Below are 24,709 nucleotides of genomic sequence, written 5' to 3'. Positions count from 1 at the left end.
GAATAAGCTAAAAGACTATTTTTTTTAATAAATTTTTATATTTTAAGATAGTTTAACAAAAGCGACTGTATCACCTTTATCTGCCGAAATAAAGCCACATTTTTCATAAAAATGACGTATAGCTGGCGCCTCTTCCGTCAGTAATACTTTTTGACGAACTGCTTGATATTTCAACAAAATTTGCTGCATCAGTTCAAACCCGATTCCTTGATTTTGAACTACTTTTTTGACTAAGATATCTTGAATATAAATAATCGTTAGCCCATCGCCCACGACACGAATCAACCCAACTAGTTCGTCCTCTTTCCACGCAGTGATAACGGATAAGGAATGTTGAACGGCTTGCTGTAGTTGCTCGATATCTTTCGTATAGGCTGTCCAGCCAGCGTCTTCATATAACCCTAATAATTGCTGTTGTGTTAGTTTTTTCGTTGCACGATAAGAAATCATTTTCTCCCTCTTTTCCAAAAAAAAGCTGTGACAGTTGTCACAACTTTTCTTTTCACTATTTTTTGATCACTGGCTCGTCCCAGAAAGATGACTACTTGTGGATGAACTTTCAGACGAATTTGTTGCCGGTGGTACAGTCGTTGAGCCAGTTGTTGTTTTCGGATGACTGGAATCACTTGTTTTCGTTGGCGTATTTGTCTTTTTCCATTCCGCTAAGCGACTGGCCACGACTTTTTTATCTACTTTGTCAGAGTACCCTTTTGTTACTTTTCCATTTTTTAATCGGGCTAGCTTCTCTCCCGAATTTGATAACAGTAAAACGGTCAGTCGTTTATCTTTAAATTGATATTGTCTCAAGGAAATCGCACTTAAAACATCGTCGATATTTGTAAACTGGTTGTCTTCTTTTCCTTTTGGTAAATAAATCACTAATTCGCCTTGATCATAGTCGGCTTCAAATTTATAGTCCTCCCACCAATAAGTTGAGAATTCTTTTCTAAATTTATCTACTGATTCTTTGCTTGCAACGATTTTTTCCGTTTTTGTATGAACTATTTCTGTTGTGATTCGTCCAGAAATCGTTACAGATAGAATAAGCAAAAGGAAAAAACCAATTAACCAAAAGAGAAGAACAGGACGCTTCTTTCTCATACCTTCTTCCACTCCTATTTGAATTTACCTGTTCTATTATATACAAAAAATGAAATCTAAAGGTAAAAAACCTGTAAAAAAACAATAAATAACTAGCTGCTTTTTTTAATAAACAAACTATCGTTGAAAAGACAACTTGACTATAAAATTTCATAGTAATCAATAACACTTTTTTCTAGCGAAAAAAAACTGTGTTTAAATCTTTACGTGATTTAAACACAGTTTTTATTTTATTTTTGATGACCTGAGTAAAATTTAAAAAATTTTGCTCGCGCTAATTACGCATCAAATCCATTTTGGTCAGAAACTTGCTTGAACCAATGACCTGATTCTTTAATTGTACGCTCGCCATCTTTAGCTAAATTTACTGAAATAAAACCATAACGATTTTTATAAGCGTTCGTCCAAGACCAGTTATCCATGCATGTCCACATATGATACCCTAAACAATTGGCTCCTTCTTGAATTGCTTGATGCACATACTTCAAGTGATCTGTTACAAATTCAATTCGATAGTCATCGTGAATCATCCCATCTTCTTGAATAAATCTTGCTTCATCTTCAACACCCATTCCGTTTTCAGAGATGAAACAGTCAATATTTCCGTAATTGTCACGAACGTTGATCAAGATATCATAAATCCCTTTTTCATAGATTTCCCATCCACGGTAAGGATTCATCTTTCTGCCAGGCATTTCATAGTTATCAAAGAAGTCTTCAGGCATTGGCGAAAGAGCTTTGTCAATTGGTGTTTCCTTTGCTTTGATTCGACGTGGTTGGTAATAATTGATTCCTAAAATATCAACCGTATTTTCTTTGATGATTTCCTTGTCACCCTCTTTGATTTCAGGTAACAAATCTAAGCCTTTTAATACCTCAATCAGTTCTTTCGGAAACTCGCCCTTAACTGCTGGATCAAGGAATGAGCGATTAAAGAACGCATCTGCTAATTTTGCTGCCTTGACATCTTCCGGGTTATTTTCATCACGTGGATAACTAGGTGTTAAATTCAAAATAATCCCAATTTTTCCAGATAAGTCTAGAGAATGATATGCTTTGATTGCAAGCGCAGACGACAAAGCTTCGTGATATCCAACTTGAACAGCATGTTTCATATTTGCTTCTTCTGGATAGTGCCAACGATACAAGTAACCAGCTTCAACAGGAACGATTGGTTCGTTATGAGTAAACCATTTTTTGATTTTTTGTCCAAATAGTTCAAAGCAAATCGTTGCATAGCGTTCATAAGCTTCAACTGTTTCACGATTTAACCAGCCACCTTTTTCTTGAAGGTACATTGGCATGTCAAAGTGATACAAATTTACAAACGGTTCGATACCATTTTCGATTAATTCGTCAAAATAACTATTATAAAAATCAACCGCTTTTTGATTTACTTCACCAGATTCATCTGGTAACAAACGACTCCATTGAATCGATGTACGGAAAGAATTATGTCCAGTTTGTTTCATTAACTGTACATCTTCTTTGTACTTGGTATAAACTTGTGATGTTTTACCTGGACCTACTTCATTAAAAAATTTTTCTGGCTCTTGTGCATACCAATAATCAAAAATATTATCACCTTTGCCATCATTTGCTACGCGTCCTTCTGTTTGTGGGCCGCTTGCTGCTGAACCCCACCAGAAATTTTCAGGAAATTGATACTTTGTCATCTTCTCGTCCTCTTTTTTAGTTATTTTGTTTCATTCCATAAATTTTATTTTCTAAAAGAATCGTTTGACCACTTGTATGCTGGTTTTCCATTCTTTCAATCAAACGTTTCCCACACAATTCACCAATTGTCACAGCGGGTTGTTGAATGATGATTCGTTCAGGAAGTACCGTCTGTAACTCATCTAAGTAGTCGTAGTGCGCAAAATAAATCTCTTGATCAATTTGTTGATCACTTTTGTTAAAATATTCTAGTGCTCCAATAGACATGTTATAGTTACAAACAAATAAAGCTGTTATGTTTTTGGCTAATAATTCTTTCGCACCATAAAAGCCACTCAATCGTGAGTAATCACCCGTGTAAACGTCAATAGTTATTTCTTTTTCGCTGTATTTCTTGGCTTCCAATGCCCCGGCTAATCGCTCTCTAGCCACATATTCTGTTTGTGGCGCTGCGATAACACCAATTGACTGATGTCCCATCGCAATCATCTGCTCAATCGTTTTGCGGACACTTTTGCGATCATTAACTAAAATCGAATCGACATTTCCCAACCGATTAGGCGTATTTAAAGAAATGATTGGAATCGTTAGCTCTACTAATTTTTCCATTTCTGGCCAAGTTTCATCTGCTTCAAAAAGAATCAGTCCATCAATTGAGTGCGAAAGTAGATAGTCGATTTTTTGCGAAACTAATTGCGCTTCACCATTAAAACAACTTAAAAATAAACTATACCCGTTTGCTTCCATCAATGCTTCAATACTTGCTACGATATCCGCACTTAGTCGACTCGACAAATTATTCATTAACAGTCCGACTGAAAAGCTTCGATTATTCTTTAACCCTTTAGCAATAATATTTTCTTTGTAATTCAGTTGATTGATTGCCGTAGCGATTTTTTCCATATTGGCTACTTTTAGTGTTTGACCATTCAGGTAACGTGAGACACTACCTGTAGAAACGCCTGCTAATTTGGCTACTTCACGAATTGAACTCAACTTGTTCACCTCTTTTTTTAGTGAAGTATCTTTAGTTGCTCACCGATTTTTGAACCGGTTCAAAAATAATATAACAAACACTTTTCCAAGTTGCAACTACTTTTTAAGCGTTTTCCTTAAAAAGATTTTTACAATCCTTAGTTTCCTGTTGTTCATTCAAATGGTATAATTTCTTTATCCTATTAGACGGAGGCAGGATTTTGAAGAAACTATTAGCTATATTTACTCTAGGACTGGTACTTTTTACCTTAACTGGCTGTAATATGCTGGGTGGATCAAACCAATCAACAAACGAAACCACCGAATCTTCTACGCTTAAAGCAGAAAAAACTGATATTTCAAATAGTGTTTATTCTTTGAAAATGCGTAAGAACATGAATTTAGTTAGTGGGAAAATTACGTTTACCGATGATAAGATGGAATGGTTGCGTACCTATAACGAAGACAGTACGACTTCTTCTGAGACCAGTGAGAACATTACCTTAACTTCCATTAAAATTGACACAAAAGGTGACAGTTATACAATTACTGGAATGGCAGACAAAAAAGAAGTTTCCGTTGTCTTTACTAAAATTGGTAACTATCAGATAAAAGATGAAGATGGTAACGTTTATAGTATTTAAACAATTGTGATCCAGTACATGATTTGAGACTAGGACAAAACGAAAAATCCAGTCGTTCTTCACACGTTTTTCAATTTAAAAAAGCCTAAAATCAACGTTTTCAAAAACGAATTTTAGGCTTTTTTTCTATTTAAGCTTCTTTTGCCCCAGTCCTTTTTTATGTAATAAACAAAAAGACTCAGAACACGTTAAATTCTCTTAATTTTTCTCCCTATTTTCTTTTTTTCTGTTATATTGGGAAAGTTAGATTGGTTACTAAGGAGAAAAAAATGAATATATTTGATAGTCATGACTATTGTACATGCACCAGCAATAAAAACATCCATACGGAATTTAGCGATCAAGGAAGTTTAAGCATTTGTGATAACTGCCATAAACTGATTCAAGATTCGTTTAAATCCTTTGATGCTTATGTTACAGATAACATTCAAGCAGTGAGCAGTAAGCCACATTAATTGCATTAAAAGGCGCCGTGATTTTCTCACGACGCCTTTTTTATTTATCCTAATTCTTGCCCTTTTGCTAAGTTGTTATCTGTGTAATAACTTCCAGCAGGCGCTTTTTCTAATTCAACTAATTTTTGCTTAATTTGTTCAATTACTTCTTTCGCATGCTCTGGTTCTTCGACAAAGTCAAATTGATCCCCATCAATTTGGATTTTTGGACAAACATCAAAGTTTTCATACCATTGATCATAACGTTCATTCAATTGTTGATAATAATTGTACAATGTTTCATCGCTTTCTAATTGTTCATAATCACGACCACGTTTTTTGATTCGGCTTAGCATCGTGTCTAAAGAAACTTTGATATGAACCATTAGATCAGGACGTTTTTTAGGCGCCACATCATCTAACTCGTTTAACATCGTATCTAATAAATTATCATACTGCTGTACTTCGATATCCGTCACACGACCAAGATCTGCATTTAGATGAAACAATAAACTATCTTCATAAATTGAACGATCAAGAACATTATCATCATTGATCAATGCGTTTTTCATCGCTAAAAATCGTTTGTTCAAAAAGAAGATTTGTAATAAAAATGCATACTGTTCTGGATTTGAATAAAAAAGTGGTAATACTTCATTATCCTCTACACTTTCATAAAATGGCTTTGAACGGATCTCTGTTGCAAGCATATCTGTTAAGCTACTCTTTCCTGCGCCAATCGTTCCTGAAATTAAAATCACTGACATACAACCCTTCCTTTTCTATAAATACTCACCAATATATGCATGTTTCGGCATTTTTTCAAAATCATATTGCTGAATTTCTCTATCATTTTTTAAATAAGCATGAAGACTTTCTGTAACCATCAAATTCACTGGTACTATCTCTTCTTGGAAAATAATTATTGGTTTGTTCAACATTGTCGCAACACCTAGCTCATATGCGGTGCCAGGATCAATCGTTTGATGTTCGAAATCCAAAATAGCTACTACAGCTTGCGCATCGGTTACTTCCGTCATATCTCGTTGATACACTTCTTGTGCCCAGCCTGCGCTAAACATTTCATAATCGCTCTCTTGGTGATGTCGTGGCGAATAGAAAGTCGAAACGGTAGTATTGTCTTCTAATGCTTGCTCGATTCGTTGAATACGTTCAACTTGTTCCTCTGAAAAAAATGGTCCTGCTAAATAAATTTGGCTCATCAATAAATCTCCTTCACTAAAGGACGATTTTCTTGATGCGTCCCTTTTAATAAATCAACTAATTTTAATGGGTTATTTGAAAAAACAACTTGATCAAGCCATTTTTCATCCATAAACCCTTCTTTGGCAAAATTCTTCAACAACTGCTCCAGTCCTGTATAATACCCACCAATATCCAGAATCCCAATTGGTTTTTCTGGCACTAATCCGATCGCAATCCATGAAAGTAGCTGAGAAAACTCTTCTAATGTACCCAAACCTCCTGGAAACACTAAGACAGCATCGCCTTCACTAAATAATAACTCTTTACGCTCATCAATTGTTTCTGTTGCAATGAACGTCGTTACTTCTTCAGCTGGCGTTTCTGCTTCAAATAAACCAGTTGGATAGATTCCAGTAACTTTTCCTTCATTTTCGAGCACAGTTTGGCTGATGATCCCCATGATTCCAGCATTTGAACCACCATAAACGAGCTCTATTTCTTCTTGTGCTATATATTTTCCTAACGTTTGGGCAATAAATTTGTAGCTTTCTTTTTCGCCAAAACGGGAACCGCAAAAAACAGTTAATTTCAAAAAAACACTTCCTCACTTTAAAATCTATCTTCATTCTACTCGTGTTTTTTTAAAAGAAAAGACTAGATTTTGTGCATTTTTAGTGGTATACAATAAAAAAACACTATATATAGTGATTTACCCCTAAAACTTTTATTTCTTATTTTTTCATGAAAAATCAAGAAAAATAACAGATACCTAAATAATTGAAATGACTTTCTTTCCCATTGGCTTATTTATTATCTTATGTGAAAGAATAACACATTTTTTTCAACCGTTTGTTCATTCGCTTCTTCAACTTGGTTCAAACATTTTCTTCATTTTTTCCAAAAATTTTTTTATTTGTTATGTTTCACTAAGTAAGAATGTTTCGCGAAGCACAAAAAAGAGGTTGGAAAATTTTCCAGACCTCTTTCATCTTTTCTTCGAAAAATGAACTACACATTCTTTTTTTCAAATCCATTTTTATTTTGCTTTTTACTATCGTTGGATCATCGGATTAGTAAAAATATCACTCGCATCATCACTACTAGAAGAAAATTCTGTCACCACGGCGCCAGTCTCCCCTGCTTGAAACCAATGTTTGATATTTGGTTCAATCGTATACTGATCACCTGGTCGTAAAACAATCTCTTTCCTCACTGTATAAGTTGCTTGATTATTTTCAGGTAATTCGCATGATAGGACTTCAGGTCCCTCTCCTTCAACATACAAATAGACGATTCCTTTTCGACACCGAAACGTTTCTCTTTTACCAAGATCATTTTTTCTTGGTAGGTGTCGATGTTCAGGACATGTTTGATAGGGTAGCAAAGCTAGTTCTTTTCCACAATAGCGTTCATTGTTTTCATATACAAATAAGTTCAGTCCTTCGACCTCGATAGCACCTAAGCCAAAATCAACAAATTCAATGGTCTCTAGTTCTTCATCTGTAAAAATCATTCCTGAATCCAAAAATAGCTGTTTTACTTTTGTTTGATAGTCCATGACTGTTCTCCTCAATTGATTGTTAGATCATCCCAAGAAATTTCTTCTTCTGCTTTTTCGACCACAACAACTTCTGCATTTGGATCTACACGTTTCTTCAAAACTAAAATCGTTACAGCCGTTGCAAACGAACCAATCATTAATGCACCTATGAATGCCCAAGGTCTGGTCATCGTAGCAACAGCAAACATCCCTGAAGCAGGAATATGGCTGTCTGCTCCCCACAACATACTTAGTCCGCCGCCAATTCCACCGCCAACACCAGTAGCAATAACATTGCGGACCAAGTCATTCAATACAATAGGAAAACAGCCTTCGGTGATTTGACAAATGCCCATCGGAAACGCAGTTTTTAGCGTTTCGATTTCTTGACGATTAAAAATTTCTTTTTGAATGATCTTTCCTAGGAAAAATGCCATCGTCAAACCAAAAGGCGTTACCATTGATGCCAAAATCAGTACAGTGACCGGTTCATAGATTCCCTCTGAGAATAAAGCAAAGACAAAAGCAAAGACAACTTTATTGATTGCTCCCCCGTAATCAATCGCAGAAAGCACACCAATTACTGCACCGTATAAAAAGAGTGAAGAAGTATCCAATCCAGTCAAATAGTTCGTAATCAAGTTTGTAAACCAATTGATTGGCGTCCCAATTACATAGTACATGACCAGCCCGGCAATCAATGAACTAAGAAACGGTAAAACCAGAGTCGGCATCAAACCTTCCATCCATTTAGGTACTTTGATTCCAGCTGTTAAGAGAACCACGATGATCCCCGAAACGTACCCACCAAGCATTCCCCCTAGAAACCCTGCGCCAATTCCTTTTGCAACCATCCCAATAATTAAACCAGGAGCAATCCCCGGCTTGTCGGCAATGGAGTAAGAAATCGCACAAGAAACAATCATTGGCAACAAACCTAATCCATAATTTCCCATTGAAGTCAACGTATCTGCAAATGCGAATCCCTCAGAAAAAGTCTCAATTGCAACACCATCTAACATGTTTCCAATTGCTAATAAAAAACCTGAAGCAACAACGATTGGTAAAAAGAATGAAATTGCAGTCATCAAATGTTTTTTGATGCCTAAAGTCTTGATTTTATCCATTTTGTCCTCCTGAAATTTATTTGAGCATTTCTTCTAGCTTTTCCATCAATTTATTTGGTGATTTAACAACCAAGCTTGTAGGCACGTCCACGATACGTTTTCCCGTAAATCGACTACGCCCGCTAACTTTGATATCCGCAGCAATCAATACCATATCAGCAGCTTGAATATCGCTGGATAATAAAGCATCTTGCGTACCAGCTAGGCCTTGTGTTTCCACATGGATCTCATGTCCGCGTGCCTTAGCAGCTTGAAGTAGTTTTTCTTGGGCGATGTAAGTATGCGCAATTCCCGCTGTACATGCAGCAATTCCAACAATCTTCATGGATTGATCTCCTCCTATTTCGATGTAGTGTAGTATTTTGCCTTATCGTCAGCTTTAAATAAATGAATTTTTTGTAACGCAACTTCTTTTGTCGCTTCCATACATGGTGGGAACAGCACATTTGGTTCACGAATTTCCAGATTTCCTTCATTTAAGACTTCACGTAGTTTTTCTGCGAAAACAATTTTGATATCGCTAGAAATATTGATTTTATTGACACCCATCACTACAGCTTTTGAAATTTCATCATCCGGATTGCTTGAGCCACCATGCAAAACCAATGGGACATCAGTCAGATATTCAATCTCTTCTAAAATATCTAAGCGCAACTCTGGATCAACATCTTTTGGATAAATCCCATGCGCTGTTCCGATTGCCACAGCTAAGCTATCGACACCCGTTTCTTCAATAAACTTCTGCGCAACTTTTGGGTCCGTATAAATAATTTCGCTAACGCCACCTTCAACTGTGTTCCCTGTGTCACCAATCGTTCCTAACTCTGCTTCGACCGAGACGCCCACTGCATGGGCTGCTTCTACGACTTTTTGAGAAATTGCGATATTTTCTTTAAAAGAATGATGAGACGCATCAATCATTACAGACGTAAACCCTAATTGGATCGCGTGAATAACCTGCTCAAAATTTGCTCCATGGTCTAAATGAATACAAACGGGAATCGTTACTTTTTCTGCTAAATATTTAACTTGTGAAACAAAACTATCTGTTAAAAAACGTAGTTCCTCTGGGTGAATCGCAATCATAACTGGCGCTTTTGCTTCCTCACACGCCTCCATCACTGCATTCAATAACTGACCTGAACCTGCATTGAATGCTGGTACTGCGAACCCTTTTTCTTTTGCCACTGCTAAAATTTCTTTTCCTGTTACTAACATATTAATCGACACTCCTTTTTTATTGGTTAATCATTAATTGATATAAAGCTTCAACTGTATCTACTTCTTTTAATTCATGAATAAATTCATTATCTGCAAGCAAAGTTGCAATTTTTTGTAATAGCCGCAGATGTTTAAGATTGGCATCTTCCGCTTTTACTGCAAATAAAAGAACAACTTTGACATCTTGATCATCGAGCGTTTCCCAAGGAATTGGTTGTGCTAAAGTAGCGATGAGAATTACGGTTTGATTCACGGTAGTGGACTTACCATGCGGTATCGCAATTCCCTGTCCGATACCAGTTGCGCCTTCTGATTCTCGCTGATAGACATCTGTTAAAAATATTTCTGAGCTTGCTACGTACCCTTTGCGTTCTAATAAATCGGCTAGTTCTTTCAGAATCTGGCCTTTGGTCGTTGCTTTCGAATCTACAACAAGTAAGTCTTTATGAATAATTTCCTGAATATCAAGTGCTTCCAACCAATCATCCTCCTAAAAAAAATAGACCTGACTCATTCCAAACATTGGAATGGGTCAAGCCTGCCAGACAGTAACTCCCCTAGTTATCCTATTGATATCTTTTGGTACATACATTCCACATTCTTTGGTTCGACGAGATCACCGACCTTCTTACCAAATCCAATTCCTCGTCGAATGAGTACCCACTCTCCCTTCTTTGATCTTGCAACGACTGCATTATGATTCAATATCAAAATCACTTGCACCTGCATGCCTCCTTTTTATGACAGAAACAGCCACATTGAAATGTGCCTTCATAAATTAATACGCGGACTTTATTTCAAACGATGAAAAAAGGCAATAAAATCACAAAAAATCTTCGCTCCTACAATTATGTAGCACAAACGATGCCACTTTTTAGTAGTTTTTGTCTCTTACGCGTATTTTAAGACAAAAGAAAAGGTATCGAACACAATCTGTCCAATACCTTTCAGCATAGCAAATAAACCGAATACATCCTCTAGAAAATTTCTCTAAAAAACTAGATTTATACTTCCAGATTCGTTACAATGAACGAGGTTGATGCATTGCGTTGACTATGGCAAACTTGATTGGTCCGTTTGGTTGACTGATTCAAGGCCTCAGCATTTGGCTGCCACCATTTGCTGAGGTGCCTTTTTTATTTGGCTGTTTCTATCTGCCACTTATGATACTGATAGCGTATCCAGTAGTCAAGAAAAACATAAAAACTACAAAAAACTGGGGTGTTTTTTTACCAAAAATGCGTAAATTATTTTTTTCAATAAACATTGAATGTTCAAGCTTTGTAAATAGTATAGAATAATCTAATTATAGATATCTTTGTTATAAAAAAGAAATAACTAACCCTTCAACTGATTGAGAGGTTAGTTATTTTTTGCTTAGTCTTCAACTTTTTCAAATAATCCTCGGCTGATCATTCCATCCATCAAGAAGTAAAACTTATCTTGACTCATTTTTTGCTTAGGATCTTTAAAAATATTCACAGCTTTCAGACCGTTAGCTGTGGTAATCGACATTTTTACTGTTTGGATATCCTTTGATACGGTTACCTTTAACTTAAAACCTTCTTTACTTTGTGGAGTTGCATCTAAAGGGCGGATCAATTGGTAATTTCCCCCATTTGTTTCAATAAAGCCATTATCTCTCAGTGTATATCGTTTTGCGCTTGGCGCTAAACGATAACTAGTTTCTGCACCAAGAACTGTCGCTGTTTTTTCAAATGCCACGTTCTTCACCTCGATAAAATTATTTTCTATCTTAATTATAAAAGTTTCCAATTTAATTTACTAGCTTCTTTGGCAAAAGTTTTATAAAAGCACAAAGAAAAAAGGACGGGCAAACGAAATCACGTTTGCCCGTCCTTTTTTCATTTTTCTAAAATTGAAAGCAATTGTTCGATAAAATGTTGAATCTCTTCTTCTGTGTTCCCAAACCCAAAGCTAATTCGAATTGATTCTTTTAGAATTGGTGTGTCTTCACCATACATTGCTTCTAACACGTGGGAAGGTTCAATATTTCCTGCTGTACATGCTGATCCTGTTGAAATAGCAATTCCTCTAAGATCCAATTTCATGAGTAATAAATCATTCGTCACACCAGGTAATCTTAAATTCAAAACATGAGGTAATTTATTCGCTAAATCACCATTCACTTGATACTCAATTCCATGATCTTCCAGCGCTGTTAAAATCATTTGTTGGAATTTTTGGTATTTCTCACTTCTAGCTTGACGTTCTTCTTCATCTAAAATCGTTGCAGCTGTTGCCATACCCCAGATACCTGCTAGATTTTCTGTTCCTGCGCGTCGTTTTTCTTCTTGTTCTCCACCTAAAAGTAGGGCTGGAATCACCACACCGTCACGTTTGTACAAGAACCCAACACCTTTTGGTCCATTGATTTTATGTGCAGAAACACTCAACAAATCAAGGCCCAAAGCTTCCGGACGAATCGTTTGGTTTCCGTAGGCTTGGACAGCGTCGGTGTGAAAATACGCAGGATGCTCTGCCAATAATTCACCGATTTCCTTGATAGGCATTAAATTTCCAATTTCATTATTTCCATACATAATCGAAACTAAAATCGTATCTTCACGCAATGCTTGTTGAAAGTCAGCGATTGAAAGATTCCCATTTTCATCAACAGGTAAATAAGTGACTTCAAACCCTTGCGTTTCCAAATATTTCATCGTATTCAATACTGCAGGATGTTCGATTGCAGTGGTAATCAGATGTTTGCCTTCACTTTGTCTTGCAAAAGCTGTTTCAAGAATTGCTGTATTATCGCCTTCAGTTCCACCACTATTAAAAATAATTTCATGCGATTTCACCTGTAATGTATCAGCAATCATTTGACGTGCTGTTTCAAGTTTTTCATGTGCTACTCTTCCGAATCCATGAATGCTTGAAGGATTTCCAAATGTTTCATTCATAATATCAGTCATTGCTTTGATTACTTGAGGATGCATTGGTGTCGTCGCCGCATGATCCAAATAAATTTTTTCCACCTTATTTCATCCTTTCCACTTATAACTAGGCACATTCTAGCACAGAATAGCTTACTTACCAAAAATAACTCCTTCATTCCTCAGAAAAAAGTAAGCAACTTGCTGAGTAAAAAAAACGAATAGCTCCTCCCACAACTTGAGGAAACTACTCGCTATTCTCACTTTTTGATTAGCAACCTTTCGATTGGTTAGTCAAAAGCTTTTTCTTCTAACTTGAATAATGGACTCATCGGTGTGTTTTCGTGAATTCGTTTCACAGCTTCACCCATCAGTTCAGAACAAGTAATAATCGTCAAGTTTTCTGGATGGAATTCGTCCTTTGTCCAAACAGAATCAGTGATACAGATATCTTTGATTGGTGCTCCGTCTAGAATGGATTTTGCAGGTACTGAAAGTAACCCATGAGAGGCACAAGCATAAACATCTTTCGCACCATTTTCTTTCAAGACATTTGCAGCGCGTGCAAATGTAGCACCTGTGTTTAAGATATCATCTACCATAATGCATGTTTTCCCTTCAACATCACCAATCACATAGCCACTATCTAAGTCAGCATCATCTGCGTGATCAACGATTGCCAAAGTACTATCTAAGTATTCAGAAAGACTACGCGCACGTTGGACTCCACTATTTTTTGGCGACACAACAACGATGTCATCACCTGTTAAGCCAAGTTCGCGATAGTAATGTGCAAAAAGTGGCATCGTGAATAAATTATCTACAGGAATATCAAAGAATCCTTGTACTTGAACCGTGTGTAAATCCAATGTTAAAACACGTGTTGCTCCAGCTTCTTCAATTAAATTAGCAATCAGTTTTGCTGTAATTGGTTCATGAGGCTTCGCTGTACGGTCTTGACGCGCATATCCATAATAAGGCAAAACAACGTTAATCGTTTTAGCACTTGCACGTTTCATTGCATCAATCATTATCAATAGTTCCATATAATAATCATTCACCGGCGCATTCGTTGATTGAACGATGTAAACATGATCGCCACGAATACTCTCTTCAATATTGATTGCGATTTCGCCATCACTAAATTGTTTTACCACACTTTTTCCTAGTTCTGTCCCAAACACTTTTGCAATTTTTTCAGCTAATGGACGATTTCCATTCAAGCTAAAAATTTTCAGCGTGTCATCCTGATACTTTTTACTCATGTAGGCCTCCCTAAAACTTCTATTCCACGTTAGTTTAACATACTTTCAACATATTTTCTGGTAATTTCAGCAAATTGTTACGAAAGTGAAACAGTTCCATTTGTCCAGCTTACTGGAATGATTTTTTTCGCATTTCCCCAATTATCATGTACCTTGTAATAACGTTCTCCTGTTGTTGATTCAAAATATGCGTAAGCCACCACCCAATGATTTCCGTAGGTACTTCCTAATCCTTTCAACAAACCAACTAACACTGGTTTTCCTTGCCGAATTCGTTTGGTTGCACGTTGCCATGACCCAAGCAAGGTTCCTCTAGCGCGCTGCGCTTCTCCCATTGCTTTTAAAAATCGAGAAAGTCCCTGACTAACTTGTAACGGGATTGTCGGCATTCCTAGTGGTTGGATATAGGCACGTAACAAATCAATTAGTACAGATTCATCTGGACTATCTTTGACACGAATTCGTTCCGGCAATGTGAACTCTTGTCGGTAATCTTGATAATAAGCTAACAAAACTGCCGTCGCGTAAGTGCCACATAAGTAGCCAGATGGCGTTTTCCAGTTCTGGTACTTTTCAAAACGTTCTTCTGGCAAACCAACCCACTGCTCTTTCATCATTTGATTGGTTGTTTCAGCTAAAGAAAACTCTTTCATTTCTGATTTCAGTTGTCTTCGCCTCCTTTTTTTCATTATAATAGATGCCAACTAAAAAACAAATGACTTTGATTTTTCATTTCTCACAAAAAAACCGACAAACACCATAGTATTTGTTTAAAAAAACTTTTTGTTAGATAATGAATTCACGAGAAAAAAGGAGTGACTGATGAATGAATAAAGAACGATTGAAACAAGATTTCTTTGAAGCAGTCAATGAAGACTGGCTAAAGACAGCAAAAATTCCTGCTGACAAACCTGCTACAGGTGGATTTCAAGATTTAGTTGAAGGAATCGACCAGCTTTTGATGGGCGAAGTAGACAACTTACTCGCACATCCCGAAAAAGTTTCTTCCGAAAAAATGAAAAACTTTCTCGCCTACTATCAACTAGCAAATGATTACTCCAAACGAAACGACTTAGGCGCAACACCGCTTTTACCTTTATTGGAAAAAATCGAAGCCATCAATTCTTATTCTGATTTAAATGCGTTGTTTCCTGACTGGACACTGGAAGGATTTGCATTGCCATTCACAGTTGATGTTGATGCAGATATGAAAAACGCGCAAACAAATGCTTATTTTGCTTATTCACCTTCTTTATTTCTACCCGACAAAACGTATTACACACCTGAACATCCAAACGGCGCACAGCTTTTATCTGTATTCTTTGACATGATGGTTCAGTTATTAGAGCTTACTGGTAAAGAAAGACAGCATGCTGAATCAATCGTGGAACAAGCCATTCAATTTGACAAACTGATTGCTCCACATGTTAAGAGTGCGGAAGAAAATGCAGATTACAGCAAAATGTATAACCCAAAATCATTTGAAACTTTTGTCGGTTACAGCGAAAAATTAGACCTAGAAAAATTAACGATTGGTTTGATTGGGACACAACCAGATAAAGTAATTGTAACGGATCCCGTTTACTTTGAACATTTGGATGAATTACTAACCGATGCGCATTTTTCATTATTGAAGAGCTGGTTATTTGTTAAAACCGTTCGTTCATTGAGTGGTTATCTTTCCGAAGACTTTCGACAAATCGGCAGCATCTATTCCCGTACACTTTCTGGTGCTGATGAAGCGATGCCACAAAAGAAAGCAGCCTTCTATTTAGCTTCTGGTCAATTCGATCAAGTCGTAGGTGATTATTACGGCAAAAAATATTTTGGTGAAGCGGCTAAAAAAGATGTTGAACAAATGGTACAAAAGATGATTGCTGTTTATCAAAAACGATTAGAAGAAAACAATTGGCTTAGTGATGAAACACGCGAAAAAGCCATTATTAAATTAAACAAATTAGGTATTCAAGTTGGTTATCCTGAGAAAATCCCAGCGATTTTTGATCAATTCCAAACAGTATCCTCTGAAGAAGGAGGCTCTTTACTTTCAAATGCCTTCGATTTTAGTAAAAAAGTACTGATTGACCGTTTCAGCAAATGGAACAAACCTGTTGATCGAACAGAATGGGAAATGAGCGCTGACACAGTCAATGCTTATTATCATCCATTTAGAAATATCATTGTTTTCCCAGCAGCAATTTTACAAGCACCTTTTTACAGTTTGGATCAATCGAGCTCTGCAAACTTTGGTGGGATTGGTGCTGTCATCGCACACGAAATCTCACATGCTTTTGATAATAACGGCGCACTTTTTGATGAGTATGGGAATTTAAACAACTGGTGGACAGATGAAGACTTAGCTCATTTCCAAGAAAAAGCAAAAGCCATGATTGCAGAGTTTGATGGAATTGAATTTGCAGAAGGTACCGTAAACGGAAAACTAACTGTTTCAGAAAACATCGCAGATGCAGGTGGGCTAAGCTGTGCCTTGGAAGCGGCTAAAGGTGAACCAGATCTTTCATTAGAAGCTTTCTTTGTTAACTGGGCAACCATTTGGCGCACCAAAGCAAAAAAAGAATACCAACAACTACTATTGCAAGTGGATGTTCATGCGCCAGCAAAGCTTCGCGCAAATATCCAACCACAAAATTTAGAAGAATTCTACACTACGTTTGATGTTACTCCAGATGATGCTATGTATCGTGTACCAGAAAAGCGTGTGCATATTTGGTAACATAGTGCACTAAAATTTCTGACTTTTGACTATTGATCACAAACGAACTATCAAAAATGAGGACTGATAAATCAGCCCTCATTTTTTATTCCTATTTTTCTCTTGGTGAACATAATTTTTTCATTATCCATTCAAAGCTGAATATTTTTTTACAACCTCTATCTACGGTGTTCCTCAAGTAATTCCTCGAAATAAACTCATAACTGTTCCAAAATAGGAAAGGCTATTTTGTCAGTTGCTCATTATTTTTTCGGGGCTGAACACTTGAAGCCACAACCTCTATTTACGGTGTTCACAAAACAACTCCTCAAGATAGCTTGCATCCCCTACAAAATATGAGGAGCTATTTTGAGTGTCTGCCCACTATCTAGTCGGATCTGAACGTTTTGAGCCACAACCTTTATCCACGGTGTTCCCAAAGCAACTTCTTCGGCAATAAATCCTCTTTTCATAAAAATATGAGAAACTATTTTTAGAAAAGCATCCTTATTGCTTGAAGCTAAACGTTTGGAGCCACAACCTCTATCCACGGTGTTCCCAAGGCAGCTTCTTCGGCAATAAGTCCTTCTTTCATAAAAACATGAGGAGCTATTTTTAGAAAGAAATTCTTATTGCTTGAAGCTAAACGCCTTGTGCCACAACCTTTTAGACAATCGTTGCTCCCAACGTATTTTCAAAATGTCTGAGCGCCCATTCATGCCCCATTTCATCAAAGCTTGCCACAGCATCCTTGTAAATAAATAAGTTATAACCCAAATTATACGCATCAACAGCCGTATGCAAGACGCAAATATCTGTGCAAACACCTGTTAAATATAAGTCTGTAATCTTTCTTTCTCGCAAGCGAATATCTAAGTCTGTTCCACTAAAAGCAGAATAATGTCTTTTATCGATCCAGTAAATGTTTTCTTGTTCTTGGTATTTTTGATAAAGTGGCGCTAACGTCCCAAATAATTCTCGACCATCAGTTCCAATTACGTTATGAGGTGGAAACAAACGATTCTCTGGATGAAATACATCTTTTGGATCATGGGCATCAATTGCGAATACCACATATTCATTTTCCTCAATAAATTCACGGGTATGTGCTGTAATTGCTGTTTCAATTGCTTGTCCCGCAGCACCCGTCGTCAATTTCCCATCAGTTGCAACGAAGTCATTTGTATAATCAATTGACACTAATGCTTTCATGTGTTTCCTCCTTAAACGAGATGTTTAACAAATTGGATAACCATTTCTGCTGAACGTTTACCTGCATCTTCAATAAACTCATCGAATGTTTGTGTCGCTGAGTGATCTGCTGTATCGCTCATTGCGCGTACAATCAAGAATGGAATATTGAATTGACGTGCCGTTTGTCCTACAGCTGCCCCTTCCATCTCACAAGCCAATGCTTCTGGGAAGTTCGTCAAGATTTCTTGTACTTTTTTTGGAGAATCTACGAATGTATCCCCAGTTACAATCAAGCCTTCTTTTACATTTAAGTTGGTTGCGTTTGCTGCCTTCACCATTTCCGAACGTAAATAAGTACTTGCTTCATAATAAAGTGGCATTCCTGGTAATTGACCTGGTTCATAGCCAAATCCCGTTGCGTCTGCATCAAAATAGGCAACTTTATCTGAAACAACAATATCACCAACAGCTAAGCCTTCACCAATGCCACCGGCAGAACCAGTATTGATAACCATATTCACACCGTATTGTTGAATCAGTAAACTAGTTGTAATAGATGCCAATACTTTACCGATACCTGAGCGAACAACGATAACTTCATGTTTTCCCAGTGAGCCAGAAATGAATAATGCTCCTGCACGTTCCCAAGACAAAGGTTCACTTAAATTTTCTCGCAAAATTTTTACTTCTTCTTCCATTGCTCCGATAATACCGATTTTCATAAAAATTCCTTCTCTCTTAAATAAATATGATTGCCAAAATAACAACACAAAGCAACAAGATCACAATCGCTAATGCTTTCATCAAAAAAACATTCCACTTATGTGTTTTTTCTCGTTCACTTGTTCGAGTCTTCGTTACCTTTTGTTTCTTTTTACTTTCTTTACGATAAAAATTTGAGCTGTTAGCCGACTCTGGCTCACTCTGATTGTTTACCTGATAGTTGGTTTCATCAACTGGTTCTCTCAGTTGCTCTTCTTGTCGTTTTCGTAATTCTGAACGCGTAATCAGCGGTCCTTTGGCCATCAGCCGATCCCTCTACTTTCCTTTAGACAATAACGCCCAATACTGAATCGCAAAAATGGTTTTTGCATCGCAAATGACGCCTTCAGTCATTGCTTGTTTCGCCTCTGCCATTGTTAGCGCATAAAGTTCTAATACTTCATCTTCATCTTGCGCTAATGGATTCACAACTTTTTCTATGTTTGTTGCGTGATACACATGCAACAATTCATTAGCAAAACCTGGTGATAAATACATCGAGGTGATGTGGGTCATATCTTGTGCACGGTAGCCAGTTTCCTCTTCCAATTCTCTGCGTGCAGTTAATTCAGGTTCTCGTCCTTCTCCCGGATCAATTTTCCCAGCAGGAATTTCTAAAATCACTTTTTCTAGTGGTTTTCTAAACTGTTTGACTAACAATAAACGTTCTTGTTCATCAAAGGCGATGATTCCTACGCCACCCGGATGAAAAACTAATTCACGCTGAGCTATTTTTCCATCAGGTAAACGAACTTCATCTAAAGCGACATCAATAATTTTTCCATGAAAAATTTCTTTACGCGTCATTGTTTTTTCTTCAAATTGGTCATAATTCAGCATCCTGTTTCCTGCTTTCTTTTGTAATAATAACTGCTTTTTTTTATTTTTTCAATTTTCCTAGAAACTCCTTACTAGTTTACCATAGAAAAACCTTAGAATTTTCCTAAAATATGAAAATCCATCCTTAGCCCGATACTCTTTCTTAAGCTGGATATGCTAAAATAAAAGATGTAAACGGGAAATAAATCGAAACATCGATAGATACTCAATGGAAAGAATAATCTGGAGGGCATATTATGAAAAAACGAAAATGGCCATGGATTTTAGGAATCGGACTAATTCTGCTATTTGTTTCAAGCAGCGGAGATTCTTCGCTAATTAGTAGCTCAATCATTTTAGCCGGCATTTTATTGGTCTTATGGAAGCTATTTGGTTCTGGAAAAAATAAAAAACGTTCAAAAGAAATTCCTGAACTATCAGATGATTTAAAAGTTCACTATACAGAAGTTGGTATGACGCCAAGCGAAATTAATTTTTTTCGAGAAACAATGAATCACACAAAAACGCAAATCAATCGACTTCAAGTAAACTTAAATCAAACAGCAAAACTTAAAGCAATTGACCTACGTCACGACACCGTCAAAGCAGCCAAAGCACTCTTTAAAGAATTGGTCAAAGAGCCACATCGCTTACATGATGCTAGTCACTTTCTTTATACACATCTGCCAAACCTCATTGATTTGACGGATAAATATATCGAAATTAATAATCATGAAATCAAAAATAAGCAGACTTATGCAAAATTAGAAGAAAGTGCGCAGATCATCGATCAGGTTGCTAGCTTGATTGCGCAAGACTATCAACAATTTGTATCAGATGATTTAGATGACCTAGATTTAGAGATATCAGTTGCGAAACAAAACTTAAAACGTGATAATAGAAGAGAAGAAGACTAATCTTTTCTGAGTCACTCGAATAGTCAGCTAATGACTCGAAGCAGTTGCCGCTTTTTCGGTGTGCTTCGAGTTATTTTCAAACTTAGCTGTCAATTTCCGTCTCTCGGATTTTTTATACCATTTACCACAAGCCCTAAGGAGGAACTCAGATGGACAATAACAAGCCAAATGAACTAAAAAATGTTACACCTGTAGATAGTACGTTAGATGACCTATTAAACAATCCTTTTTCAACACCGACAGATACATTAACTCAAACGCAACAAGCAGAAATCAATGCTTTACAAGAGCAACAAGTCGCAACACGCTTGATTGATAAATTACCCCCAGAACGCCAGGAACAAGCAAAACAACTAGCTGGAAAGATTGATGCCACCGATGCACAATCAGTCATCAGTTATGGCTCTGCTGCGCAAACCAAACTAAGTGAATTTTCACAATCAATGCTGAATCATGTACAAGTACAAGACATTGGACCAGTTGGGGATTCTTTAACAGAATTGATGTATCGTTTACAAGAAGCAAATCCAGATGAGCTACGCGCTGGTGAAGGAAATATTTTCCAACGTGTTTTTGGTAAAGTAAAGCAATCTATTTATGAAGTAACTGCAAAATACCAAAAAATTGGTGCACAAATCGATAAAATTGCTGTTAAATTAGATAAAGAAAAAGATGGCCTCCTAAAAGATAATTTAATGCTTGAACAGCTTTATCAAAAAAATAAAGACTATTTTGATGCGCTAAACATTTATATTGCCGCTGGGGAACTAAAAATGGAAGAGTTACAAACAACGACTATTCCTGAAGCAATGAAGAAAGCAGAAGAAACCGGCGATCAAATGGATGTCCAAATTGCTAACGACTACACCCAATTTTTAGATCGTTTAGATAAGCGTACCCACGATTTACGTTTAGCAAGACAAATCACGATTCAACAAGCACCACAAATTCGGCTGATTCAGAATACCAACCAAGCACTAGCAGAAAAAATTCAAGCTTCGGTTGCGACAGCGATTCCTTTATGGAAAAACCAAGTTGTCATTGCATTGACGTTGCTTCGTCAAAAAGATGCTGTCACTGCGCAACGTCAAGTTTCTGAAACAACCAATGACTTACTGAAGAAAAACTCAGAAATGTTGAAAATTTCTGCTATTGAAACGGCGAAAGAAAACGAACGAGGAATTGTGGACATCGAAACACTACAAAAAACACAAAATGATCTCGTTGAAACAATCCAAGAAACTTTACGTATCCAACAAGAAGGTAAAGAAAAACGTCGCCATGCAGAACTTGAACTATCAAATATGGAAGAAGACTTGAAACAAAAATTACTTGATTTAACACAATAAAGTGACTAAAAAGGTTGTGGCACAAGGCGTTTAGCTTCAAGCAATAAGAATTTCTTTCTAAAAACAGTTCCTCATGTTTTTATGAAAGAAGGACTTATTGCCGAAGAAGCTGCCTTGGGAACACCGTGGATAAAGGTTGTGGCTCCAAGCGGTCAGCTCCGAAAAATAAAAAGCAACTGGCAAAATAGCTTTTCATATTTTTGGTCAGCTACAGATTATTTCGAGGAGTTGCTTGGGGAACACCGTGGATAAAGGTTGTGGCTCCAAGCGGTCAGCTCCGAAAAATAAAAAGTAACTGGCAAAAATAGCTTTTCATATTTTTGGTCAGTTACAGATTATTTCGAGGAGTTGCTTGGGGAACACCGTGAATAGAGGTTGTGGCTCCATTAGCATCAATAAATAAGCCCAGAATTACTTCTGAAACACCATTTCTTTGAAAAAAAGGGTTGTGACAAAATCATTGTCACAACCCCTTTTTCATTGTCATTTATTCAATTATTACTCGCCTTGTTGTTGATTCATAACGCTATTTTTATACCCGTAAGTAAAGTAGATAAGCAAGCCAATCACCATAACGATTGCAAAAACGATCCACGTAATCGCCTGTAAACGTAACATCAATACCACACAAGTCAAAATAGAAATCACCGGTAGAACTGGTACAAACGGCACTTTGAATTCTCCCGCTTTTGGTTGACCAAATTGCTTTCTTAATTTCAACAATCCTAAACTTACCAGAATCAAGTAAGTTAACGCAGTGATATTAGTTAATTCAGCTAAAATATCAAGTGGAAATGCCCCAGCAAAAAAGACTGCTACCACACCGGCTGTATAAGTTGCTTTTTTAGGTGTCCGATGTTTTTCGTCAATCTCCGTCATGTATTTTGGCAACAAACCATCTTTACTAATCGCAAATAACAATCTGGCTAAAGAATACATCATTGAAATCGTCACTGTTAATAACGTCAGTATCGCTCCGACTGCAATAATTGCCCCGACTGTATCATGGCCTACATAACGCATCGCAAACGCTACTGGATCACTCACACCTAATTCTGTAAATGGTACAATTCCTGTTAAAATCAACGTCACTACAATGTATAAAACTGTCGCAATTAAAATCGAACCAATAATTCCTCTTGGAACATCTTTTTGTGGATTTTTCACTTCCTCAGCTGCCATTGCTACCGCATCAAAACCTAGAAAGGCAAAAAAGACTAGTGCCGCCCCATCTAACACACCTGAAAAACCAAATGGCGTAAACGGTGTCCAATTTGCAGGTTTTACAAAAAAGATTCCTACAACAATAAATAAAGCAATAATTCCAAATTTAACAAATACCATTACATTATTTAAACGCAAAGCTTTCTTTGCTTCCAATGAAACGATATAAGTTACAAACACAACAACTAAGATCGCAATTAGATCCAGATACGTACCCTTTCCAGGATTATATCCTCCGGTTAATGCTGTCGGTAATTCCACACCCAGACTAGCCAAAAATCCTTGAACATATCCAGACCAACCAGATGCAACTGATGATACAGCTAGTAAAAATTCGCCTATCAGCAACCAACCAGTCAACCATGCAATGAATTCCCCAAATACGACGTACAGATACGCATATGGCCCACCAAGTATTGGTACGCGTGATGCAAATTCAGCAAAACTTAGTCCTGATAGAATAACAACAACTGCCGCTAGAACGAACGAAAGTGACAGTGCTGGGCCTGCATTTTGATTGGCCGCAACTCCTGTCACTACAAATATTCCGGTTCCGATGATTGCACCAATACCTAGCATAATCAAATCCGTTGTTTTTAATTCTTTTTTCATACCACTCGTTTGATTGAGCTCGATCTTTTTCTTACGAAATAAATCCATTGAAGTTCCTCCCCATTTTAGGTTGGAAAACAGTAATTAAACTGTTTTCATATACCCTAAAAGGATACCACCTAAAATGACTAGAAGGCAACCAACAATCACGTAAACCATTTCTTTTTTGGTTTTGTGTTCGCCTAAAATGAAAATACCACCTAAAGTTGAGATGATGATTCCCATTTGTGATAAAGAAAAACCTACTGCTAAGCCTAGTGATTTAACTGTTAACAACATACAAATATTACCGATTCCCCAAAGTAAGCCAGAAATCATGTTTTTCCAAACAAATTGATCGATTTTAACTTTTTTAAAGGCAAAGAAACTTGCACCTAAAATCATCCCAACACTTTGTGGCAAGATAATTGACCATGCGTCAAGATGTGCCCAAGTAATGATAATCGTGTAGACGCCATAACCTAATGTTGAATAGATTAATGCTCTAAAACCCTTTCCAAAATCAAGCATTTTATTATCCGTGTTTACTTTTCCGTCCTCATCTTGGCGGGCAGTCAAATAAGCACCACTTACAAGTAACGCTAAAGCAATAAAACCGTAAATAAAATCTTTTGTTTGCGTCCATTCATGGAAGAACACCGCGCCCGCAATCGTATTCAAAATCAATTGAAAACCAGTTGATAATGGCAAGCCAACAGATACACCCATAAATTTCATTCCATGGAATTGACCATTTTGACCAACGCTCCACGCTAAACCAGATAAAAATCCGATCAAGAAAATCCAAGGGGTAATTACTGGATTTACTACAAAAAATAAGACTAAAGAAAACAAGAATGCACCTATGGTCATTCCTAAAGTTTGTTGATTGGCATCGCCACCAATTTTTCCGCTGACTAAGCCGATACTTCCCCAAGCAAGCATAGGGATTAATGCTATTAATATTTCCATAACTTTTCTCCTTTTATTTCACATGTAAAGAAACTTATCAGGGAAAACGTTAACAACACAAGCAAATTTTTTCTTTTC

At 36.9% G+C, this 24,709-nt stretch carries 27 protein-coding genes and 1 pseudogene; 5 read left to right on the top strand and 23 right to left on the bottom strand.

What is annotated here, in order from left to right; genetic code table 11:
* Nucleotides 1-42 precede the first annotated feature (42 nt).
* The 4 genes from IGJ76_RS02290 to IGJ76_RS02275 all read right to left on the bottom strand — a co-directional run bounded on the left by IGJ76_RS02290 (nucleotide 43) and on the right by IGJ76_RS02275 (nucleotide 3,774).
* Nucleotides 43-450, bottom strand: coding sequence for a GNAT family N-acetyltransferase (locus IGJ76_RS02290; RefSeq protein WP_071868787.1), 408 nt, complete (start codon nucleotides 448-450; stop codon nucleotides 43-45).
* Between the two features lie 66 nt (nucleotides 451-516).
* Entirely contained in the window at nucleotides 517-1,101 is a 585-nt protein-coding gene (locus IGJ76_RS02285; protein ID WP_071868786.1) for a hypothetical protein, read from the bottom strand.
* Nucleotides 1,102-1,379: 278 nt separating this feature from the next.
* Nucleotides 1,380-2,777, bottom strand: coding sequence for a glycoside hydrolase family 1 protein (locus IGJ76_RS02280; RefSeq protein WP_349703205.1), 1,398 nt, complete (start codon nucleotides 2,775-2,777; stop codon nucleotides 1,380-1,382).
* 16 nt (nucleotides 2,778-2,793) lie between these two features.
* Nucleotides 2,794-3,774, bottom strand: coding sequence for a LacI family DNA-binding transcriptional regulator (locus IGJ76_RS02275; RefSeq protein ID WP_430596704.1), 981 nt, complete (start codon nucleotides 3,772-3,774; stop codon nucleotides 2,794-2,796).
* A gap of 200 nt (nucleotides 3,775-3,974) precedes the next feature.
* Here IGJ76_RS02275 and IGJ76_RS02270 point away from each other — a divergent pair, with 200 nt between their 5' ends.
* Nucleotides 3,975-4,397 carry a hypothetical protein gene (locus IGJ76_RS02270; protein ID WP_067485270.1) on the top strand — a complete coding sequence of 141 codons (423 nt, stop codon included), beginning with the start codon at nucleotides 3,975-3,977 and terminating at the stop codon, nucleotides 4,395-4,397.
* 275 nt (nucleotides 4,398-4,672) lie between these two features.
* Entirely contained in the window at nucleotides 4,673-4,852 is a 180-nt protein-coding gene (locus tag IGJ76_RS02265; protein ID WP_172843738.1) for a hypothetical protein, read from the top strand.
* A gap of 44 nt (nucleotides 4,853-4,896) precedes the next feature.
* Here the strand turns inward: IGJ76_RS02265 and IGJ76_RS02260 are convergent, their stop codons facing one another.
* The 13 genes and pseudogenes from IGJ76_RS02260 to IGJ76_RS02200 all read right to left on the bottom strand — a co-directional run.
* The gene (locus IGJ76_RS02260; protein ID WP_071868782.1) at nucleotides 4,897-5,598 is read right to left on the bottom strand and encodes a deoxynucleoside kinase; all 702 of its coding nucleotides are present in this window, start codon (nucleotides 5,596-5,598) and stop codon (nucleotides 4,897-4,899) included.
* Between the two features lie 15 nt (nucleotides 5,599-5,613).
* Complete coding sequence (locus tag IGJ76_RS02255) at nucleotides 5,614-6,054, bottom strand: nucleoside 2-deoxyribosyltransferase (RefSeq protein ID WP_430596703.1); 441 nt, start codon at nucleotides 6,052-6,054, stop codon at nucleotides 5,614-5,616.
* Nucleotides 6,054-6,629, bottom strand: coding sequence for a TIGR00730 family Rossman fold protein (locus IGJ76_RS02250; RefSeq protein WP_071868780.1), 576 nt, complete (start codon nucleotides 6,627-6,629; stop codon nucleotides 6,054-6,056). The genes IGJ76_RS02255 and IGJ76_RS02250 overlap by 1 nt, the downstream gene beginning before the upstream one ends.
* Before the next feature lie 459 nt (nucleotides 6,630-7,088).
* Nucleotides 7,089-7,595: a D-lyxose/D-mannose family sugar isomerase gene (locus IGJ76_RS02245; RefSeq protein ID WP_430596702.1), complete on the bottom strand. Its 507-nt coding sequence runs from the start codon at nucleotides 7,593-7,595 to the stop codon at nucleotides 7,089-7,091.
* Between the two features lie 11 nt (nucleotides 7,596-7,606).
* Entirely contained in the window at nucleotides 7,607-8,704 is a 1,098-nt protein-coding gene (locus IGJ76_RS02240; RefSeq protein WP_067485287.1) for a PTS fructose transporter subunit IIC, read from the bottom strand.
* A 16-nt stretch (nucleotides 8,705-8,720) separates the two neighbouring features.
* The gene (locus IGJ76_RS02235; protein WP_067485290.1) at nucleotides 8,721-9,029 is read right to left on the bottom strand and encodes a PTS fructose transporter subunit IIB; all 309 of its coding nucleotides are present in this window, start codon (nucleotides 9,027-9,029) and stop codon (nucleotides 8,721-8,723) included.
* Between the two features lie 14 nt (nucleotides 9,030-9,043).
* A complete protein-coding gene (locus IGJ76_RS02230; RefSeq protein WP_218658083.1) occupies nucleotides 9,044-9,922 on the bottom strand; it encodes a ketose-bisphosphate aldolase in 879 nt (292 codons plus the stop codon).
* Nucleotides 9,923-9,941: 19 nt separating this feature from the next.
* Complete coding sequence (locus tag IGJ76_RS02225; RefSeq protein ID WP_231885468.1) at nucleotides 9,942-10,403, bottom strand: PTS sugar transporter subunit IIA; 462 nt, start codon at nucleotides 10,401-10,403, stop codon at nucleotides 9,942-9,944.
* Between the two features lie 83 nt (nucleotides 10,404-10,486).
* Nucleotides 10,487-10,654, bottom strand: a complete 168-nt coding sequence (locus tag IGJ76_RS02220; protein WP_231885469.1) for a CAT RNA binding domain-containing protein — start codon at nucleotides 10,652-10,654, stop codon at nucleotides 10,487-10,489.
* A gap of 648 nt (nucleotides 10,655-11,302) precedes the next feature.
* The gene (locus IGJ76_RS02215; RefSeq protein ID WP_067485296.1) at nucleotides 11,303-11,650 is read right to left on the bottom strand and encodes a DUF1831 domain-containing protein; all 348 of its coding nucleotides are present in this window, start codon (nucleotides 11,648-11,650) and stop codon (nucleotides 11,303-11,305) included.
* Between the two features lie 140 nt (nucleotides 11,651-11,790).
* Nucleotides 11,791-12,927 carry a cysteine desulfurase family protein gene (locus tag IGJ76_RS02210; RefSeq protein WP_067485299.1) on the bottom strand — a complete coding sequence of 379 codons (1,137 nt, stop codon included), beginning with the start codon at nucleotides 12,925-12,927 and terminating at the stop codon, nucleotides 11,791-11,793.
* A 188-nt stretch (nucleotides 12,928-13,115) separates the two neighbouring features.
* Nucleotides 13,116-14,090 (bottom strand): ribose-phosphate diphosphokinase, encoded by a 975-nt coding sequence (locus tag IGJ76_RS02205; protein WP_067485302.1) that lies wholly within the window; start codon nucleotides 14,088-14,090, stop codon nucleotides 13,116-13,118.
* A gap of 77 nt (nucleotides 14,091-14,167) precedes the next feature.
* Nucleotides 14,168-14,692 (bottom strand): annotated as a pseudogene (locus tag IGJ76_RS02200) (dihydrolipoamide dehydrogenase); the annotation flags it as partial.
* Nucleotides 14,693-14,916: 224 nt separating this feature from the next.
* Between IGJ76_RS02200 and IGJ76_RS02195 the strand changes: the two are divergent.
* Complete coding sequence (locus tag IGJ76_RS02195; protein WP_067485305.1) at nucleotides 14,917-16,824, top strand: M13 family metallopeptidase; 1,908 nt, start codon at nucleotides 14,917-14,919, stop codon at nucleotides 16,822-16,824.
* 645 nt (nucleotides 16,825-17,469) lie between these two features.
* Here IGJ76_RS02195 and IGJ76_RS02190 read toward each other — a convergent pair.
* The 4 genes from IGJ76_RS02190 to IGJ76_RS02175 are packed head-to-tail and all read right to left on the bottom strand — an operon-like array spanning nucleotide 17,470 to nucleotide 19,599.
* Nucleotides 17,470-18,015: a cysteine hydrolase family protein gene (locus IGJ76_RS02190; RefSeq protein WP_067485311.1), complete on the bottom strand. Its 546-nt coding sequence runs from the start codon at nucleotides 18,013-18,015 to the stop codon at nucleotides 17,470-17,472.
* A gap of 11 nt (nucleotides 18,016-18,026) precedes the next feature.
* The gene (locus IGJ76_RS02185; protein ID WP_071868776.1) at nucleotides 18,027-18,719 is read right to left on the bottom strand and encodes a 5'-methylthioadenosine/adenosylhomocysteine nucleosidase; all 693 of its coding nucleotides are present in this window, start codon (nucleotides 18,717-18,719) and stop codon (nucleotides 18,027-18,029) included.
* A 16-nt stretch (nucleotides 18,720-18,735) separates the two neighbouring features.
* Nucleotides 18,736-19,023, bottom strand: coding sequence for a cell wall synthase accessory phosphoprotein MacP (gene macP, locus IGJ76_RS02180; protein ID WP_067485317.1), 288 nt, complete (start codon nucleotides 19,021-19,023; stop codon nucleotides 18,736-18,738).
* A 12-nt stretch (nucleotides 19,024-19,035) separates the two neighbouring features.
* On the bottom strand, nucleotides 19,036-19,599 hold the full coding sequence (locus IGJ76_RS02175; protein WP_071868775.1) for an NUDIX hydrolase: 564 nt from the start codon (nucleotides 19,597-19,599) through the stop codon (nucleotides 19,036-19,038).
* A 236-nt stretch (nucleotides 19,600-19,835) separates the two neighbouring features.
* Here IGJ76_RS02175 and IGJ76_RS02170 point away from each other — a divergent pair, with 236 nt between their 5' ends.
* Together IGJ76_RS02170 and IGJ76_RS02165 are read left to right on the top strand one after the other, a co-directional pair.
* A complete protein-coding gene (locus IGJ76_RS02170; RefSeq protein ID WP_067485323.1) occupies nucleotides 19,836-20,495 on the top strand; it encodes a 5-bromo-4-chloroindolyl phosphate hydrolysis family protein in 660 nt (219 codons plus the stop codon).
* 149 nt (nucleotides 20,496-20,644) lie between these two features.
* Nucleotides 20,645-21,844, top strand: a complete 1,200-nt coding sequence (locus IGJ76_RS02165; RefSeq protein WP_067485325.1) for a toxic anion resistance protein — start codon at nucleotides 20,645-20,647, stop codon at nucleotides 21,842-21,844.
* Nucleotides 21,845-22,342: 498 nt separating this feature from the next.
* Here the strand turns inward: IGJ76_RS02165 and IGJ76_RS02160 are convergent, their stop codons facing one another.
* Entirely contained in the window at nucleotides 22,343-23,728 is a 1,386-nt protein-coding gene (locus tag IGJ76_RS02160) for an amino acid permease (RefSeq protein ID WP_067485331.1), read from the bottom strand.
* A gap of 36 nt (nucleotides 23,729-23,764) precedes the next feature.
* Nucleotides 23,765-24,631, bottom strand: a complete 867-nt coding sequence (locus IGJ76_RS02155; RefSeq protein ID WP_067485334.1) for a GRP family sugar transporter — start codon at nucleotides 24,629-24,631, stop codon at nucleotides 23,765-23,767.
* Nucleotides 24,632-24,709 lie beyond the last annotated feature (78 nt).

Origin of the sequence: Enterococcus sp. DIV0175, from assembly GCF_050529075.1 — a bacterium.
In the GTDB taxonomy this organism is placed as follows: Bacteria; Bacillota; Bacilli; order Lactobacillales; family Enterococcaceae; genus Enterococcus_B; species Enterococcus_B thailandicus.
The sequence above is the reverse complement of the archived record's forward strand: the minus strand, read 5'-3'. Positions and strand labels throughout refer to the sequence as shown.